The organism is Lactobacillus sp. ESL0684 (genome assembly GCF_029392675.1).
Classification (GTDB): domain Bacteria; phylum Bacillota; class Bacilli; order Lactobacillales; family Lactobacillaceae; genus Lactobacillus.
Map to the genome: position 1 here is coordinate 17,511 of NZ_CP113941.1, position 16,395 is coordinate 33,905.

General features: G+C 35.2%; 16 protein-coding genes. 10 read left to right on the forward strand and 6 right to left on the reverse strand.

The window, feature by feature from the left end; all coding sequences use genetic code 11:
• Positions 1-459: 459 nt before the first annotated feature.
• On the forward strand, positions 460-1,479 hold the full coding sequence (locus OZX56_RS00090; protein ID WP_277139708.1) for a matrixin family metalloprotease: 1,020 nt from the start codon (positions 460-462) through the stop codon (positions 1,477-1,479).
• A 69-nt stretch (positions 1,480-1,548) separates the two neighbouring features.
• Here OZX56_RS00090 and OZX56_RS00095 read toward each other — a convergent pair whose 3' ends face one another.
• Positions 1,549-1,971: a MerR family transcriptional regulator gene (locus OZX56_RS00095; RefSeq protein ID WP_277139709.1), complete on the reverse strand. Its 423-nt coding sequence runs from the start codon at positions 1,969-1,971 to the stop codon at positions 1,549-1,551.
• Positions 1,972-2,067: 96 nt separating this feature from the next.
• On the opposite strand from OZX56_RS00095, the gene OZX56_RS00100 reads away from it, so the two are divergent.
• The gene (locus OZX56_RS00100) at positions 2,068-2,928 is read left to right on the forward strand and encodes an aldo/keto reductase (protein ID WP_277140377.1); all 861 of its coding nucleotides are present in this window, start codon (positions 2,068-2,070) and stop codon (positions 2,926-2,928) included.
• An 85-nt stretch (positions 2,929-3,013) separates the two neighbouring features.
• Here the strand turns inward: OZX56_RS00100 and OZX56_RS00105 are convergent, their stop codons facing one another.
• Positions 3,014-3,547 (reverse strand): TetR/AcrR family transcriptional regulator, encoded by a 534-nt coding sequence (locus OZX56_RS00105; protein ID WP_277139710.1) that lies wholly within the window; start codon positions 3,545-3,547, stop codon positions 3,014-3,016.
• Positions 3,548-3,661: 114 nt separating this feature from the next.
• Here OZX56_RS00105 and OZX56_RS00110 point away from each other — a divergent pair, with 114 nt between their 5' ends.
• The 6 genes from OZX56_RS00110 (at position 3,662) to OZX56_RS00135 (ending at position 10,420) form a co-directional block, all read left to right on the forward strand.
• The gene (locus OZX56_RS00110; protein ID WP_277139711.1) at positions 3,662-4,666 is read left to right on the forward strand and encodes an NAD(P)-dependent alcohol dehydrogenase; all 1,005 of its coding nucleotides are present in this window, start codon (positions 3,662-3,664) and stop codon (positions 4,664-4,666) included.
• A gap of 164 nt (positions 4,667-4,830) precedes the next feature.
• Positions 4,831-6,057 (forward strand): SLAP domain-containing protein, encoded by a 1,227-nt coding sequence (locus OZX56_RS00115; RefSeq protein ID WP_277139712.1) that lies wholly within the window; start codon positions 4,831-4,833, stop codon positions 6,055-6,057.
• A 318-nt stretch (positions 6,058-6,375) separates the two neighbouring features.
• Positions 6,376-7,746 carry a DHA2 family efflux MFS transporter permease subunit gene (locus tag OZX56_RS00120; protein WP_277139713.1) on the forward strand — a complete coding sequence of 457 codons (1,371 nt, stop codon included), beginning with the start codon at positions 6,376-6,378 and terminating at the stop codon, positions 7,744-7,746.
• Between the two features lie 94 nt (positions 7,747-7,840).
• The gene (locus OZX56_RS00125) at positions 7,841-8,509 is read left to right on the forward strand and encodes a hypothetical protein (RefSeq protein ID WP_277139714.1); all 669 of its coding nucleotides are present in this window, start codon (positions 7,841-7,843) and stop codon (positions 8,507-8,509) included.
• Positions 8,510-8,676: 167 nt separating this feature from the next.
• The gene (locus OZX56_RS00130; RefSeq protein WP_277139715.1) at positions 8,677-9,540 is read left to right on the forward strand and encodes an NAD(P)-dependent oxidoreductase; all 864 of its coding nucleotides are present in this window, start codon (positions 8,677-8,679) and stop codon (positions 9,538-9,540) included.
• A 28-nt stretch (positions 9,541-9,568) separates the two neighbouring features.
• Positions 9,569-10,420, forward strand: coding sequence for an aldo/keto reductase (locus tag OZX56_RS00135; protein WP_277139716.1), 852 nt, complete (start codon positions 9,569-9,571; stop codon positions 10,418-10,420).
• A gap of 41 nt (positions 10,421-10,461) precedes the next feature.
• Here the strand turns inward: OZX56_RS00135 and OZX56_RS00140 are convergent, their stop codons facing one another.
• Genes OZX56_RS00140 through nrdJ form a run of 4 tightly spaced genes read right to left on the reverse strand, consistent with a single transcriptional unit; the run spans position 10,462 to position 14,196 of the window.
• On the reverse strand, positions 10,462-11,001 hold the full coding sequence (locus OZX56_RS00140) for a cob(I)yrinic acid a,c-diamide adenosyltransferase (RefSeq protein WP_277139717.1): 540 nt from the start codon (positions 10,999-11,001) through the stop codon (positions 10,462-10,464).
• A complete protein-coding gene (locus OZX56_RS00145; protein ID WP_277139718.1) occupies positions 11,001-11,516 on the reverse strand; it encodes an ECF transporter S component in 516 nt (171 codons plus the stop codon). Before OZX56_RS00145 ends, OZX56_RS00140 begins: the two co-directional genes overlap by 1 nt.
• 16 nt (positions 11,517-11,532) lie before the next feature.
• Positions 11,533-11,928, reverse strand: coding sequence for a DUF4430 domain-containing protein (locus OZX56_RS00150; RefSeq protein ID WP_277139719.1), 396 nt, complete (start codon positions 11,926-11,928; stop codon positions 11,533-11,535).
• A 33-nt stretch (positions 11,929-11,961) separates the two neighbouring features.
• Positions 11,962-14,196 (reverse strand): ribonucleoside-triphosphate reductase, adenosylcobalamin-dependent, encoded by a 2,235-nt coding sequence (gene nrdJ, locus OZX56_RS00155; protein WP_277139720.1) that lies wholly within the window; start codon positions 14,194-14,196, stop codon positions 11,962-11,964.
• Between the two features lie 598 nt (positions 14,197-14,794).
• On the opposite strand from nrdJ, the gene OZX56_RS00160 reads away from it, so the two are divergent.
• Together OZX56_RS00160 and OZX56_RS00165 are read left to right on the forward strand one after the other, a co-directional pair.
• Positions 14,795-15,508 carry a YjjG family noncanonical pyrimidine nucleotidase gene (locus OZX56_RS00160; protein WP_277139721.1) on the forward strand — a complete coding sequence of 238 codons (714 nt, stop codon included), beginning with the start codon at positions 14,795-14,797 and terminating at the stop codon, positions 15,506-15,508.
• Between the two features lie 67 nt (positions 15,509-15,575).
• Positions 15,576-16,340, forward strand: a complete 765-nt coding sequence (locus tag OZX56_RS00165) for a pyrroline-5-carboxylate reductase (RefSeq protein ID WP_277125229.1) — start codon at positions 15,576-15,578, stop codon at positions 16,338-16,340.
• Positions 16,341-16,395: the final 55 nt, after the last annotated feature.

Genomic DNA, 16,395 nt, shown 5'->3' on the forward strand with positions numbered 1-16,395 from the left:
TGTTTAAGTTGATAAAAGCTCTGGAGTGAGTTCCACCATTTAATGGTAATTATAAATATTACTGTTACAAGATAAGAATTAACAAGTCTCCATGCTTAGTCACAATTTTATAAATTAGTTTTAAGAAGTCTATTATTGAGGTTCTATAAATACCTTGGTAATAGACTTTTTTATTATTTTTTAATTCTTAGTTGATAGTTATGCAAAGTTGTTAATATTTGGTTTTTGTGTGGTAAAGCTGTTTTTGATTTGCTAGTCAAACAAAAAAGTGCAAATAATTTGAATAGAGACTCAAATCTGACTAAATTAAAGCTAGAGTTGTAAGCGGAGCCAACCATTGAGCCAGAACAAGATACCGGTACTTGGACTGGTGAAAAATTTTAATCAGCAAAGTGTGTGTTAATTATTGGTTTTCTGATTAGAATGGCAACAGCTTAATATTTAGAAAGAGGTTCTATCATGAAAAGTAAAAATAGCAAAAAACTAATTAGGATTTCAGCTACTGTATTAGTAAGTATTGGAGCAACTAGTTTCATTAGTAATACCAATTTAAATTCAAACTTTTTACAGACCGTGCAGGCCGCTAAAAAAGCTAACTCTGACAATCCGTTTAGTCACCTTACAATTAATCAACTGCCTAGTTTTCAACTAGGGACTAATCCAACAATTGTTGAGCAGCTTTTAAATTATTGTTTTCCTGCGGAAAAAGGCTATGAGGTTAAAGCAACTTGGGTTACTGTACCTGATACTTCCAAAGTGGGTAAGACTAATTACGAAGCAAAGGTTACAATTACCGATCCCGATGGTAATAGCAATACTAAAATTGTTAGTATGCCAGTTACTATTACTTCGAATGATGGATTTGAACAAGCTGAGGCAAACCCTGCATACAACGCACCAAGTATCAGCAGTTTTGATAAATCTGTTCTTGATAAATACCACTTAGAAGGACACAGATGGGCCAAGTTATCAATTACTTACAATACAGATGAGGTTGACAAAGACAGCATAAACTATGTAAAGCGAGTTATCAAACAGATTAATAACTTAAATTTAGTAAAATTTGTACCGACAAGCAATAAGGACAGTGCCAACATCATTTTTACTGTTGAAAATAGTAACGATGACAACTATATTCAGCAACATGATGGTATTGGAAAAAATGCGGTTGGGTTAACTTCTTTTAAGCCATTTAAAAAGAATCAACATAAAGGATTAGATGAAGACGTGCAAAATCATGTTACCATTCTGCCAGCCAGAATTAGACATTGGTTAACTTGGGAACCGAAACTTGATTATCAATCTGCTTTTATGACAGTAACGGCACATGAATTAGGTCACGCGATAGGCTTAGCACACTGTGAAAATACGGGCGATGATATTATGGCTAATTATTCAACTACACGCCGTGTTGATAAGGATAAGGAGCTGTTAGATAATCATTATAAACAGGCTGTGGCAGTGCTTTATCAAAATTAGCAAAGAAATAGTATGAACATAAAACCTTTATTGACAAGTATTTGCCTATTCTGGCTAATAGGGTTTTGATTATTCTCTGTTCCAGGTTTTTGGGTTTAAATAATCTTTGGCAGTATTTGTTAAAGCTGTTTGATAAATTTCCTCTTTATGTTTTAAAAAAGCAATTTGTTTTTGAATATCAGCTAATTGCTGTTGAGTCTTAGCCATTTGGGCTTTAATTATTTGATAGCGCTCAGGAATGGTCTTTTCACCAGTAATGCAGAGGTCAACATAGTGCTTAACTTCTGTTAATGACATGCCAGTTTTTCGCAAATAATTATCTCCTTCAAGCCAATTAAGTGCTTCTTGATTAAACAAACGATGATTATTTTGATCGCGTTCGACTGCAGGAACTAGTCCCTTATTTGTATAAAATCTGATTGTGTGTTCACTCATATTTAACTTTTCGGCTGCTTGTTTAACAGTTAGTTTCATATATTTAACTTCTTTCATTTATTTTTTACAGTTTTTGCTTGCCTTAGAGTAACTCTAAGCGAATATAATAAATTTATACTAAAAATGAATAGAGGTAAAGTGATGACAAGTAAGATACCAATGATTACATTAAATAATGGGGTTGAAATGCCACAAGAAGGTTTTGGTGTATATCAAATTGATGATTTAAGTGAATGTAAGCAAGCTGTTAAGGATGCTTTAGATGTGGGATATCGTTCAATTGATACTGCACAAGCTTATTATAATGAAGAAGCAGTTGGAGCAGCAATTGCTGAAAGTCCAGTTTCTCGTGAAGAGATTTTTTTGACTACAAAAGTTTGGATTGATGACTATGGCTATGAACTAACCAAAAAGTCAATTGAGTTATCCTTGCAAAAGTTGCAAACTGATTATCTTGATTTGGTTTTATTACATCAGCCATTTAATGATTATTATGGCGCGTATCGTGCATTAGAAGATTTATATGATGAAAAAAAGATTCGTGCAATTGGTGTTTCAAATTGGTCGGCAGCTAGATTAGTTGATTTGGCTGAATTTAATCGGATTGCTCCTGCTGTTAATCAGTTAGAAACGAATATTTTTTACCAAGAGCAAGCAATTAGACCATATCTTGATCAATATCAAACTAGGCTTGAAGCTTGGGCTCCGTTGGCTCAAGGTGCGAACAATATTTTTACCAATCCAGTTTTAACTGAGATTGGTAAAAAGTATAATAAGACGCCAGCACAAGTAGCTTTAAGATTTTTGACACAAAATGGCATAATAATTATTCCTAAATCGACACACAAAGAACGTATGCAACAAAATATAAATATTTGGGATTTTGAATTAACTTCGGCTGAATTAGAACAAATTCGTCAATTGGATACGGGGCAGTCATTGACACTTGACCATGATGCACCAGAGAGTGTTAAATTCTTTGCGGATTATAGCAAGAATAACGCTCCAAAATAGTTTCTTAGTTAATGGAATACCAGTATTGAGACTTATATATTTTTAAAAAGCAGGCATTAGGCCTGCTTTTTTGGTCATAATTTGATTATTTGAACTGAGTGAGCATTGTTTCGACAATCTTCTCTATATCTGTTGGCTTTAATTTTGCACCATCTCTAATCCATTTTAAAAGTAAGTTACATAAACCACCAATAATAAAATAGTAGGCATAGCTTTCTTCTTCAATGTTTTGATAATCGCCATGTTCTATTGGTGCTTTAGGAAAAAAGTTACCAAAGATTAAGTAGAATAAATTGTTTTTATCTAATATAACTAAGAAATCTGTATATTGTTTCCAAAATTCAAAAAATTGGATAACTATACTTTGTAAGTCAAATTTTTCTTGCTTCATTAATTTTTCGATTAATAAATTCAATAAATCTTCAAGATAATAGGTTAAAATATCCTCTATTTTTTTAAAATGACGATAAAAAGTTCTCCGAGAAACTCCTGCTACTTGTGTCAGTTCAGAAATGGTAATGGTATTAAATGGTTGCTTTGACATTAAAGCTAATAGAGCATTAACCAATAAATTTTTAGATACTCTAATCTGTTTAGTTCTAGTTTTTCTATCTGTCACAGAGCATACTCCTTTGTAGCACTTAATATAATTGTGTTGTATAAGTAATTATTTAATATTATTATACATTATATAAAGACACAAATGTGACAACTAATTTTAGAGGAATTTTTAATGAAAGCAGTAATTTATACTAAACAAGGCACTAATCCAGAAGCAGTTTTAAAAATACAAGATATTGCTAAACCAGTTCCCGAAGATCATCAGGTATTGGTTAAAGTAAAAGCATGTTCTCTAAATGTAAATGATTATACTAGATTTACTACTACTAAAAGTAACGGTAAAATGTCATTTTTTGCTAAAATGATTGATAAAGTACAGCAAGCCCCTGGTAAACCAATCGGTGGAGAAATTGCGGGTGTTGTTGAAAGTATTGGCAAACAAGTTAAAAATGTAAAAATAGGTGATGAAGTTTTTGGTGTTACATTAGGATCTTTTCCCAATGGTGGTCTTGCAGAATTTGCAATTTGCTCTGATGATTTAGTTTATCAAAAGCCCGAATCTTTAACATTCGAAGCGTCGTCGGCTCTTCCGATATCTGCTATTACAGCTTTAGGAGCGGTGCGAAAAGGGAAAGTTGAACCAGGAAAAAAAGTTTTAATTTATGGTTCGTCTGGCGGAGTTGGACAGTATGCAATTCAAATTTCAAAAGCATCTGGCGGAATTATTACGGGAGTGTGTAGTACCAGAAATGTAGAAATTGCACAAAAACTAGGTTGCTCTCAAACGATTGATTATAAAAAAGCAAATTTTACTAAGTGCAACGATAAGTTTGACGTCATACTTGGTATAAATGGCTATAATCCTCTTCATGTGTATCGAAAATTATTAAAACCTAATGGTATATATGTGTCGGTTGGTGGTATTAAACAGGGAATAATGGGCGGTATGTTTGGTGGCATTTCATCTATAGGAAGTAGTAAGAAATTTACTGGAGCTTCTTTTGCAGAAAGTGTTAAACAGGAAAATGCTTTATCGACTATTAAGCAGTTATCCGATACAGGCCAAGTAAAACCTTATATTGACAAGATATATTCAGTAAATGATACAGTTGCTGCAATTCAATACATAGTTAAATATCATACTCATGGTAAAGTTGTAATCAAAATGGATATTTAAGTAAGAATATTTCTCACTTAAAAAGAAGTCTATTATCAAGGTTCTATGAATTATTTGATAATAGGCTTTTTTCTTGTTTGCAGAACTTGAGCGCATATTGCTTTTTTGAAAAGAACAGTTATGATTAATTTAGTACTTATTAATTTATAGTTAGGAGATATTTTGTGGGTTTAAAAAATAAAAAAATTAGACGAAATGTGCTTGTTGTAATTATTGCATTAGGCAGTGTTTTTAGTGGTTTAAATATGTTACTTGGTCAGACTGATGTGTCTAATGCGGCAACTATACAAACAGCAGTACACGAAGATACTGGTACTGCTAAAACAGGCAAAATTAAGAAAAAAAGTTATGTTTATAATAGCAAAGGCAAACGTGCTAATAAGAAAATTCTTAAGAAAAACAAGACTGTTAAAATATATGGAACTAAGGTAATTAAAGATAAAACGTACTATTCTTTAGGTAATGGATATTATGTACCGAAAAATAAAGTAAAATTATCTCAAAAGTTAACGGTGGTTAAAAAATCTTACTTATATACTAAAAAGGGTAAGCGTAATGGCAAGAAAGTCTTGAAAAAAGGCAAAACGATTAATGTTTATGGCACTAAAAACATTAAGGGTAAAAAGTATTATTCTTTAGGTAATGGTCAATATATTCCCGCTACCAATGTTACTGTACGTCAACCCGAGCCAGTTCCTAATCCGGTAGACAGCATAGATAACAATGTAAATAATTCTTCATCAGTGAGTCAACCAGATAAAACTGATAGCAATATTTCTGCAAATGAAGCCAGTGGGACAAGTGAAAACGGAACTGTTAATAGTAATGATTCAGGGAATAGTATCAATAATTCTGCTAATAATATTGGCGGCAATTCTGCTGGCAGTACTGGTGGGTCAAGCGCAACTTCTATCGCTGATTTTTCACTTAGTGATTTCAGAAAGGCATTTGTAACAGCACTAAATAATGAACGTTCAAAACGTGGATTAACCACTGTTACAGAAGATCCTGAGCATGATGATGTAGTTCAGAAGAGATCGCAATTACTACCAAATAATTTTAGTCATACTGATAAAAATGGTAGCTTTATTCTTGAAGACTATTATAAAAATGCCGGAATAAGCTATTATAGTATTGGCGAATGTTTAGCAATGTATCCTTGGGGTTGGGTTACTGACCATGATACTAATGAATTAATTCCTGCTCCGGATGGTGGGTCTTCAGCTGATGTCGCTCAAAATATGATTTATGAATATATTTATAATGATGCTGATTCAAATTGGGGACATCGCGATATTTTATTAAATCCTAATCAAAAGACGATAGGATTGGGTGCTGTAGTCGCATTGGATAGTGGACAAATTTATTCTGCTGTTGGGCTTACCTATTAAGCAAGATCTGATAGTTCATTTAAGTGATAAATTAATATCAAATTAGCAGAATTAAGAAAGTGCATCCCCAAGAGTGGTTAGCTGAGTAAAAATTTTGTAAAGTAGTCTAGAATTTCTAGGCTGCTTTTTTGTTTATAAAATTTGTGTTAGTCAAAGCAAGTCTTGGATGTTTAAGAGATGACCAGCAAAAATACAAGATGTTGATTAATTGATTCAATATCTTGAGGTATAATCTGTACCTAGGCACCATATATGGAAATAATAGTATGGCAATTTATTAAGATAATTTTATTTTCAGCAGTAATTGGGGGATGCATTTTGACTAAAAATACTAGATTAATTGTTTCAATTTTCGGGATAGGTTTATTAAGTTTTTTAGGGATTGTGATTGAAACTGCACTTAACATTGCTTTTCCAAGTTTAATGCAAGAATTCAATATTTCTGCAGTAACAGTTCAGTGGCTTACCAGTGGCTATATGATTGTTTCGACGTTAATTATTCCGTTCGGCTCGTTTTTAAGAAAAAGATTCAGGGCACTTATTTTATTTCGGGTAGCAGCAGCGACGTTTTTAATAGGGACACTTTGCGCTGCTACTAGCAATAATTTTTCTATTTTATTATGCGGACGACTTTTACAGGGAGTAGCAGACGGAATTTGCTTGCCGCTAATGTTTTCGCTGATTTTGGAGCAAGCACCAGCGACTAAAATGGGGACTTTTATGGGCTTAGGCAATTTAGTGATTGCCTTTGCGCCAGCAGTTGGACCTGTTTATGGTGGCTTGATTTTGAAAAACTTTACTTGGAACTATTTATTTTGGTTGATAGTTCCGATAATTGCGGTTGCCTGGATTTTAGGTGAAATAAGTATTAGCCAAGAACAAGCATTGCAGCGAGTACCCTTTGATTATCAGGGAGGTGCATTGTTAGTTGTCTTGTTAGTGTCATCATTGTTACTAATTATCAATTTGTCCTCAGGTGCCAATATCAATGAAGCCTTGATATTGCTCGTATTGGTAGTCATTAGTTGTGTTCTATTTGTAAAGGTGGAACGGGGGAATTCATCAGGTGTAGTTGATATAACTTTATTTAAGAATAAGCAATTCGTTTTATTTTTACTGACATTCTTTTTATTACAGCTAATATCGCTAAGTATGTCATATCTAATGCCGAATACATTGCAATTAGCTCTCAAACAAACTTCTGATATTACAGGATTGCTAATTTTACCAGCTGCCGTGATTGATGCACTCATGTCAATTTTAGCTGGGCAGATTTATGATAAAATAAGCCACAAATTACCCATAATTTTAGGACTTGGCATCATCATCGTTGCACTATTAGGGGCAGCAATTAACCAACTTTCGGTATTGAGTGTGGTAGCTACTTACATAATATTTATGATTGGCTTGGGACTAAGCTATGGCAATATTATGACACTTAGCTTGTCCCAGCTAACTGAAAGTGAAAAAAATGATGGCAATGCTCTTTATATGACAGCTCAACCGTTTTCTGGTGCGATTGGTACAGCAATGGCAGCTTCAGTTATGGGACTGATGCAGACCCAAAATAGTAATTTGATAATCGGAACAACTGCTGGTTATAAATCGGTTCAGGTAATATTAGTTATGTTAGCGGTAAGTGGCTTAATATTCTGTCTAATAAATTTAATTGGTAGAAAGGATAGCTAGTTTGTTTATCAATAAAAACGCTTGCAAGATGTAGAAGATGCTAGTATTCTTAACTTAATTAGTCCCATAATTTAGTTAAGGGAGGGCTAGGATTATGAAAATCAATAAAAGTATTTTAGCAATAATTAGTGTCTTGGTGATTGGGATAGGCAGTGTGCAAGCAAGTCCAGTTAGTGCGGCACTTAACACTTCTACAACTGCTAAGACTCATGCAAAAGTATCCCAAAATTTAAAACACGTTAAAGTTACTTACGATAGCAGTAAAAAGCAAGCGGGTTTTACGGGCACGGCTGCTAAAGGAATCAAAAAGGTAAAAGTTTTTTATAATAATAAATTAGTGCAGACAGTTAAGGTTAAGAAATCTAACAAGTTTGTTGCTAATGCCAAATTTACAGGTTACAAAAACTTTACTTTGCTAGGTTTAAATAAAGCAGGTAAGAAGGCAACTAATAAAGTAACGATTACTAGCCAAGATTATGCTGCTCCGAAACCGTGGATTAGTAATAGTAACCGCACGCAAGCGGCTATGACTTATGAAGTAGCTACTAGCAAGGGATGTGGACTTAATTTTTACTATCACAAGCAAAAAGTCCGTTCTGTTAGCGCTGATACGGAAAAGACAACGGTAGTATTCTCCGCTGATGAACTTAAAGCTAAGACTGGATCCTTTACCATCCGCCAAACACAGGCAGGCAAGAAGAGTAGCCCAGCTGTTAAAGCTAAGATTCTTGATAGCGGACAATCTTTTGCAACAAGTATTTAACTAAAAAAACAATTATCATCTCATCTTGAGCTAATGATAATTGCTTTTTTGTATTATAAAGAATAAGGCATATGCTTCAATTAAGGGAACGCTTTTTCAAATAACTACTAATCGTGCTATGATTAAATTAGTAGTATTAACAAATTTAGTTTAAGGGAGATGATTTGATGAAAATTGGTTTTATAGGTACAGGAGTAATGGGCAATGCAATTTGCCTGAATTTGTTGCAATCTGGTCATGAGTTATGGGTCTATAATAGGACTAAGTCTAAGGCAGAAAACTTAATGGATCGCGGTGCTAAATGGTGTGCTAATCCGCAAAAAGTGGCCGAGCAAGCCGATGTAATTTTTACGATGGTGGGTTTTCCTAGCGATGTCGAAGATGTCTATTTTGGCGAACATGGTATTTTTAAAGTCGCAGTTAAAGGAAAGTATCTAGTTGATTTGACTACCTCTAAACCGCAATTAGCACAAAAAATTTATGCTACTGGTGAAAAATTGGGTGCCAAGGTCCTAGATGCACCAGTTTCTGGCGGCGATTTAGGTGCCAAAAATGGGACATTAACGATTATGGTTGGCGGTGACCAAGCTGGCTTTAATAAACTTAAGGCAGTCTTTGGTGATTTTGGTAAACAAGTCCAATACTTTGGTCCAGCAGGTAGTGGACAAAATACTAAGATGGCGAACCAAATTATGATTGCTGGCACTATGACGGGTCTAACTGAAATGCTAGTTTATGCGCAACAGGCGGGACTGGATTTGTCAAAAGTTCTTGAAACCGTAGGGGCAGGCAGTGCTGCTAATTGGAGTTTAACTAATTATGGACCGCGAATTTTGAAGAACGATTATTCTCCAGGGTTTTTTAGTAAACACTTTTTAAAAGACTTACGCATTGCGCTAGATACGGCAAAAGAAATGAAGCTAGATTTACCTGCTACTAAGCAAGCCGAAAAGTTGTATGAAACTATGGTTGATAAGCAGCAGTTAGGTGACTTGGGAACGCAAGGTTTGATCAAATTATGGTGGCAATAAACTATTTATTGTAGAGAGGAAAATACAAATGAAGCAAGTGAAAATTAATAATCAAGAGGTACCAGCGATTGGGATTGGTACTTGGCACATGGGTAGCGATGATTCTAAAAAGCAACAGGAATTAACTGCTATCCAAGCGGGAATTGATGCTGGAGCCAAGTTAATTGATACCGCAGAAACCTATGGTTCTGGCGATTCTGAATGTTTAGTTGGTCAAGCTATCAAGCCATATCGGCGTAAAGACTTGTTCTTAGTCTCAAAAGTTTTACCTAAAAATGCAACTAAGAAAGACATGGAACAGCATTTAGATGCTAGTCTTGAGCGTTTGCAGACAGATTATCTTGATCTATATTTGTACCATTGGCGCGGTAATGTACCGTTAGCTGAGACAATTGCGGAATTGGATCGTTTGCGTGAAACTGGCAAGATTAAGTCGTGGGGCGTTTCCAACTTTGATGTGGCAGATTTAGAAGAAGTTGAGGCATTGCCAGCAGGACATCATCTAGCTGCTAATGAAGATCTGTATAACTTGAATGCGCGTGGCTTAGATTTTGATTTGATTCCGTGGCAAAAAGAACATGATGTACCATTATTGGCATATAGTCCAGTTGGCGGACTTAACAACAATTTGCATACTGATATGTTAGCTAATCCTGTGATTAAGCAAATTGCTACAGAGCATCAGGTTTCAGTTTATCAAGTATTGCTAGCTTGGACGATTCGTGACGATATTACGATTGCAATTCCGCAGACTGCCAGTGTGAGCCATATGCAAGATAATTTGGCTGCGGCCAATTTGGAATTAACTCAAGCTGACTTAGACTTGATTGATAAGGAGTATCCTCGACCGACACATAAGATTCCATTGGATTTGGATTAATAGCATGAAAAAAGCAACTTCGATTGAAGCTGCTTTTTTAGTTAATATTTGCTTTTAATATCCGTTACGCCGTCTAAAACGTTGGCGTAACGCGCTAGCGTAAAGAGATAGTCGGATAAACGATTAAGGTATTGTAAGCACTCTGGAGCTAATTCTTGTTGTTCTATGTTTAATTTAACTAGTGAGCGTTCAGCACGTCTAGCAATAGTACGGGCATATTGTAGATTGGCTGCAGTAATTGAACCACCAGGTAAAATAAATTCTGTCATTTCTGGTAATTCAGTATTTAATTGGTCGATTTTCTTTTCTAGAACGGAAACTTTCTCTGCAGTAATTTCTGAGCGTCGTTTAACAACAATATCGCCTTCAAGTAAATAAAGTTGCCGTTGTAGATTTTGTAAAGGTTGCTTTAACTTGCTGCATTTGTCTGACAGGTTAGCAGCAGTTACACCAAGATAAGATTCTAGTTCGTCAATATCGCCAACTGCTACAATTTGTAGGTCATATTTAGGAACCATTTTGCCAGTAACTTGTTTAGTGAAACCTTGGTCACCAACTTTAGTATAAATTTTTAGGGTCATCAGATTCTCCGTTTGTAATGGTCAAGAGCCAGGTTAATCGGTTTATATAAAATAGGGTAAAAAACTAAATTACCAATTGCATGATAGGTGTCAAAGGTGAGACTGCTTGCCCAATAAGCTAAAAATGCAGCGATTCCACCAAAGATTGACATACCCAAATCGACAAAAAAGCCATATTCCCAACCTAAGAAAGTTGCCAGAATTAGTTGCAATGTGAAATGTTTTTTCAATGGAGTGATTTTCGCAAAGAAAATGACGGTTAAAATACAGCCACCATAGGCTAAAATCTGGGAAATAGTCCAAATGCCGAAGCCTAAGTAAATATTAGAAATTATCATAGTAAGGATAGCTAATGTGAAACCAAAACCGAAACCAATGTTTAAAGTAACCAGCATTAAAATATCGGTCACAGGCTGTACGTTGGGAATCGGGATAATTTTAAAGATACGCAAGGTAACACACATTGCAGTTAGAATGGCCAACAAGGCAATTTGTTTGATCTGTTGATGTTTCATTTTTGGTTAGACTGACTTATTTAGCCAAGTTGAAGACAACCCGATCTTTATTGTGGACTTTTTGAGAACTAACGCCTTTGTTAGCAAATTTTCCATTTAATTTATAGGTCCAGTAGATGCCTTTACTGGTATTTTGATTTTTGCCTTTGATACCTGTAACCATGAAACCAAGTCCTGGTGAAGTCTTACCTTTAACTTTCCAAGCTTTACGTAGGCCTTTGATTACAGTAGCACCTTTTTTGGCCAGTTTGACTTTCTTTTTGGCGAATTTCTTATTATTCTTTTTTAAAGTATAGGTGACTGTAATTTTACTGCTTTTGGCTGCAACGTTTGTTGGTTGAGCAGTTCCAGCAAAAGTAAAGGTAAACACCATAGCAATAATAGTTACAATATTTAATTTCTGTTTTTTCATGATTTTTCTCCTAATTTTAAAAGGTATTATTTTTTATTTAACTGGACAAGCTCCTGATTCACAATCGGTTTGATCAACTATTTCTAGATCTTTCTGATCGTCATTTTGCTTGGCAAATACCTCAGCAACATTACCGTTTATCTGAGCTTTCTTCTGTTCGTAAGTTGTTTTGTCAATTGGTTCTTTTGGTGCTTGCTTCAAGGAACCACCATAATAAGGTAGTAAAGAAGTTGATTTAATGCAGTGACGATATTGTTTCAATAGTGAAGTAATCTGATCTGCTTCGTCATTTTGAAAAGTTACAGTACAACTGACAGCGTTGTCTGACCAATAAGTTTGCAAAAAAGCTTGAGTAGCGAATTGTTCAGCAATTGAAACTGTTCCGGCTGATGCAAAGTCTTTACTATCTGCATGAGCGGCACGCATTGGAAACTCAACGCAAATCGTATTTTCAGAATAGGTATCAGGTTCAGAATAATAACCACAGGCATCAAGTGCTTTTAGCAATGGATCTGAAGCTTGGAACCGAATTCGTTGAATTAAGTAGCCAGCATAATGAAAGTGCATGCCTTCAGAAGCACCGGCTAGTTTGGCCACTGTCCCAGATGGCTTTACGGTAGTATGCTTAATTGAAGTATTACAATTTAAAGCTTTGCTATATTCATTGTCGGCATTAATCACGGCCTGATAGGCATTGGAAAGCATTTCTATTCCTTTAGGATCATAAATTGGTGCCTTAATTTGTTCTCCAGTTTCTTCATCAAACTCATCCTTAAAGCCTGTAACTACGCGGTGGCCAAGGTCATTTAATAGCCAATCTTGAATTCCTGAAATTGAAACACCAATTCGGCGATTTTGATAAATTATTTCCCGGGAAATTTCCCAATCATAGTTACTAAAAGTGATTCGTTTAGTGTAACGTGTTGCTAAGCGAAAAACTTCGTTTAAATCCCAATCTTGTTGTTCCGCAATATAAGGAAAAACTTCAAAAAGATTGCAAGGTTCACCATTTGCTAAAGAAATTTCACCACATGGGTTAGTGCCTTCAACCTCGCCATCAATGTTTTTTTGATAGCCATCAATAATTCGACCGTAATTGCGTGATAGGTCAAGATTAACTACACCTGGTTCACCGTTTTCTTTAATGCCATCAGCAATTGGTTGGTAATTATCAAAGTTTGCATCAATGGCGACACTATTATTGGAAGCCCAGCGGTGATGATATAATTTATCTTTGTCTTGTTTCATGGTAATAAAATCTTGATCATCATTCGAACCAAGAGCCAATTCTGCAGATCTACGAACATTGCCGGCTACTACAGCTTTTCCAATTAGATTACAAATGTCAGTTGCATCGACTGAAGTCATTCGTTGATTGTGTTGCTCATTGATAATTTGATTAATATCAAGCAGCATGTCGATTAATGGCATTGGGCCTGAAGCAGTTCCACCGAATCCATGTATCTTTGCGCCATAGGGACGAATGTCACTAATATCAAGTACTAGTTTTGTCTTGTTTTCTGGATTTGTTTGTTTAAAATGCATATCGATTAGGCGAGCATTAGCTAAAACCCAGCCCTCGCGCGTATCAGGTAATTTATAATAAATATAATTATCAGCATCCGCGTTTGCCTGTGCCCAATCTGCATAATCAACCGCGCCATGCTCAAGTGAGTTATCATAAGACGGACTTTTTTGGTCAATCACAATTGTTAAGGCAACTTGATTATCGACTTGAGGAATTTTGACGATATTTTCTTCCGCGACAGAAAAACCAACACCGCCACCCTTCATTAGTTGATCAAATAAGAAAGAGAAGGGGAGTGAGACGGCCAATTGATCTTGGTCAAGATAACTTGGTACAATTGAGCTGTTGCCGTATTTCTGTGGTCTAATGGCAATAAACCAACAGTTATTTAAAGCATCACCATTACGCTTTTGATAGTCTGTACCCGAAATCCAAAGATTCCGCCCAGAAGGTGTGGCAGCAAGACCATAAACTAGTTTGAATAGTTGTTTGGCTTCATTGGTTAATTCAGTTACTACTTCAGTAGTAGGGTTATTTTTTAAACGAGGATCAAGATTAATATTTCCTTCGATAACCCGTTTTACTGTTTCGTCCCAATTTTCAGAACGATTCTGGTCTGGTAACCATCTAGCGTAGGTACGCTTGTAAGTAACCCAACCTAATTCTCCCCAGTGTGGTTTAATGTTTTGTTTCACTTGATCAATATAGGCTTGATCTAAAGTTATACTAGTGTTTTCCATGTAAAAGCAACTCCTAAAAAGATAAACGTTTCACATATACATCATATATGGCTTACCTATAAACTATACCACAATATCTTGTGCTAAGTATAAGAAATGAAGTTGGTGGCTTAACTTGTAAATTACAATTATATGGCAGAATGGGATTTGTGAGTCTGAAATTTTTTTACTAAAAGAGGGTTTTACCATCAAAAAACACGTTAGAAAGTAAGTAGTCCTAGCGTGTAAATATAAATTGTTTCTTTTTAAAAACGGATGAGTGCCCAAAAAATAGTGATGGCAGCAATAATTATTAAAATAGGTATCAACAAATGAATAAAGCAGAAAAAGAGAACTGCACAAATTAATAAGAAAGCAAAAATTTTAAATAGGCCAATTCCTAATTTCATTAGTAGCCAAGTAACAAACAAGATCAATAATAGTGTAAGCATTCTAAGCACTCCTTCAAAATAAATAAGCCCAATTATATCCCTTTTTTCCTAAGAAAAATAGTTAATTATATCTTTTATAATTAAGAAATTGCTATAATTATTCTTAGACTAAATTCGTTCACGCGGAAATTAAAGCAGATGAATAAATTAGAAGGAGTGAAAAATACTTGCGATTTAAACAAATAATTTTTGATGTTGATGATACGTTAATTGACTTTGCTGCAACGGAAGATTTTGCTTTGCATGCTCTATTTAAGAAACATCATTGGCAATTGACTCGTGAAATGCAGAAACGCTATCATGCTTATAATCAAGGGCTATGGCGTAAACTTGAACAGGGCACTATTTCCTATAACCAATTAAGTGAACAGGTTTTTCAAGTTTTTTTGAAGCAAAATTTTGGCTTAGAAGTTGATGGGAAAGCGATCATGGCTGAGTATCGTTCATATTTTGAGCAGGCATATCAATTACTGCCAGGTGTTGAAGATGCTTTACGTTTTGCGCAAAATGATTATCAATTAACTGTTTTAAGTAATGGCGAAGCATTTATGCAACGTCATCGGCTTGAGCAAGCGGGAGTTGAGCAGTACTTTTCACTAATTGTAACCTCTGAAGAAGCTGGATTTTCAAAACCGGACCGCCGAGTTTTTGATTATTTTTTTGATCAGACGACAATTGGACCTGAAGATACTATTTTCTTTGGTGATGGGTTACAGTCAGATATTTTGGGTGCAGAAAATTATGGTTTTGCCAGTGTTTGGTACAATCATCGTCATCGCAGAAATGATCTTAATTTGCATCCTATGTTTGAAGTACAGACATATCCGCAATTTGTTGATTTGTTAAAACGAGATTTTCAACCGGGCTATCGATTAGGATAGATTTAATGTAAGCATTGTTACAATAATGGCGTTAAATAACTAATTAAGTATTAAAGGAGCGTAGAAAATGAAAATTGGATTCATTGGAACAGGTAAAATAGGTAGTTCAATTATTCAAGGTTTGTTACATGCAGATGTGGTTAGTCAGGATATTTATGTGTATGATGGTGGTCACCGATCTGCTCAAGCATTAGCTAAAAAAGCTGGCCTACACTTAATTAATGAGTATGGTGATTTTAATAATTGTCGCGCTGTCGTAGTCGCTGTTGGTGGTGATGCTCAAGAAACAATTATTAATGACTTGGGTCAGGTCTATCATGGTATTATTATTTCAACTGGTGGTGGCGATTTAACTCTAATTAATCGCCAAATTGTCGCAGATGCGTCTTTTGTTAAAGCTGTTCCAAATACCCCTGTGCAAATTGGAGAGGGCATTACTGTAGTTAGCTTTATTCCTAATGAAAGTAGCGAGGTAATTGATACAGTTAAAGCGATTTTTAGTCAAATGGGTGATGTTTACGTCGTTGATGAAACTTTACTAGGGATTTATGGCACGATTGCTGGCTGTACGCCAGCTTATGTTGATCTAATGATTGAGGCATTAAGTGATGCTGCAGTTCAGAATGGTGTTAAGCGGACTGAGTCTTATGCAATAATTGAAAAGATGCTGCTTGGTACAGCTAAATTAGCTTTAACCAATCAGAAATTACCAGAAGAATTAAAGGATGAGGTAACTACTCCGGGTGGTTCAACAATTAGAGGCGTTACTAAACTAGAAGAAGCAGGCTTTAGAAATGCTCTAATTCAAGCAGTTAATGCATCAGCTAATTAGGTTTAGTAAATCAAAAAGAGCGAATGTTTCATATGAAACATTTGCTCTTTTTTGT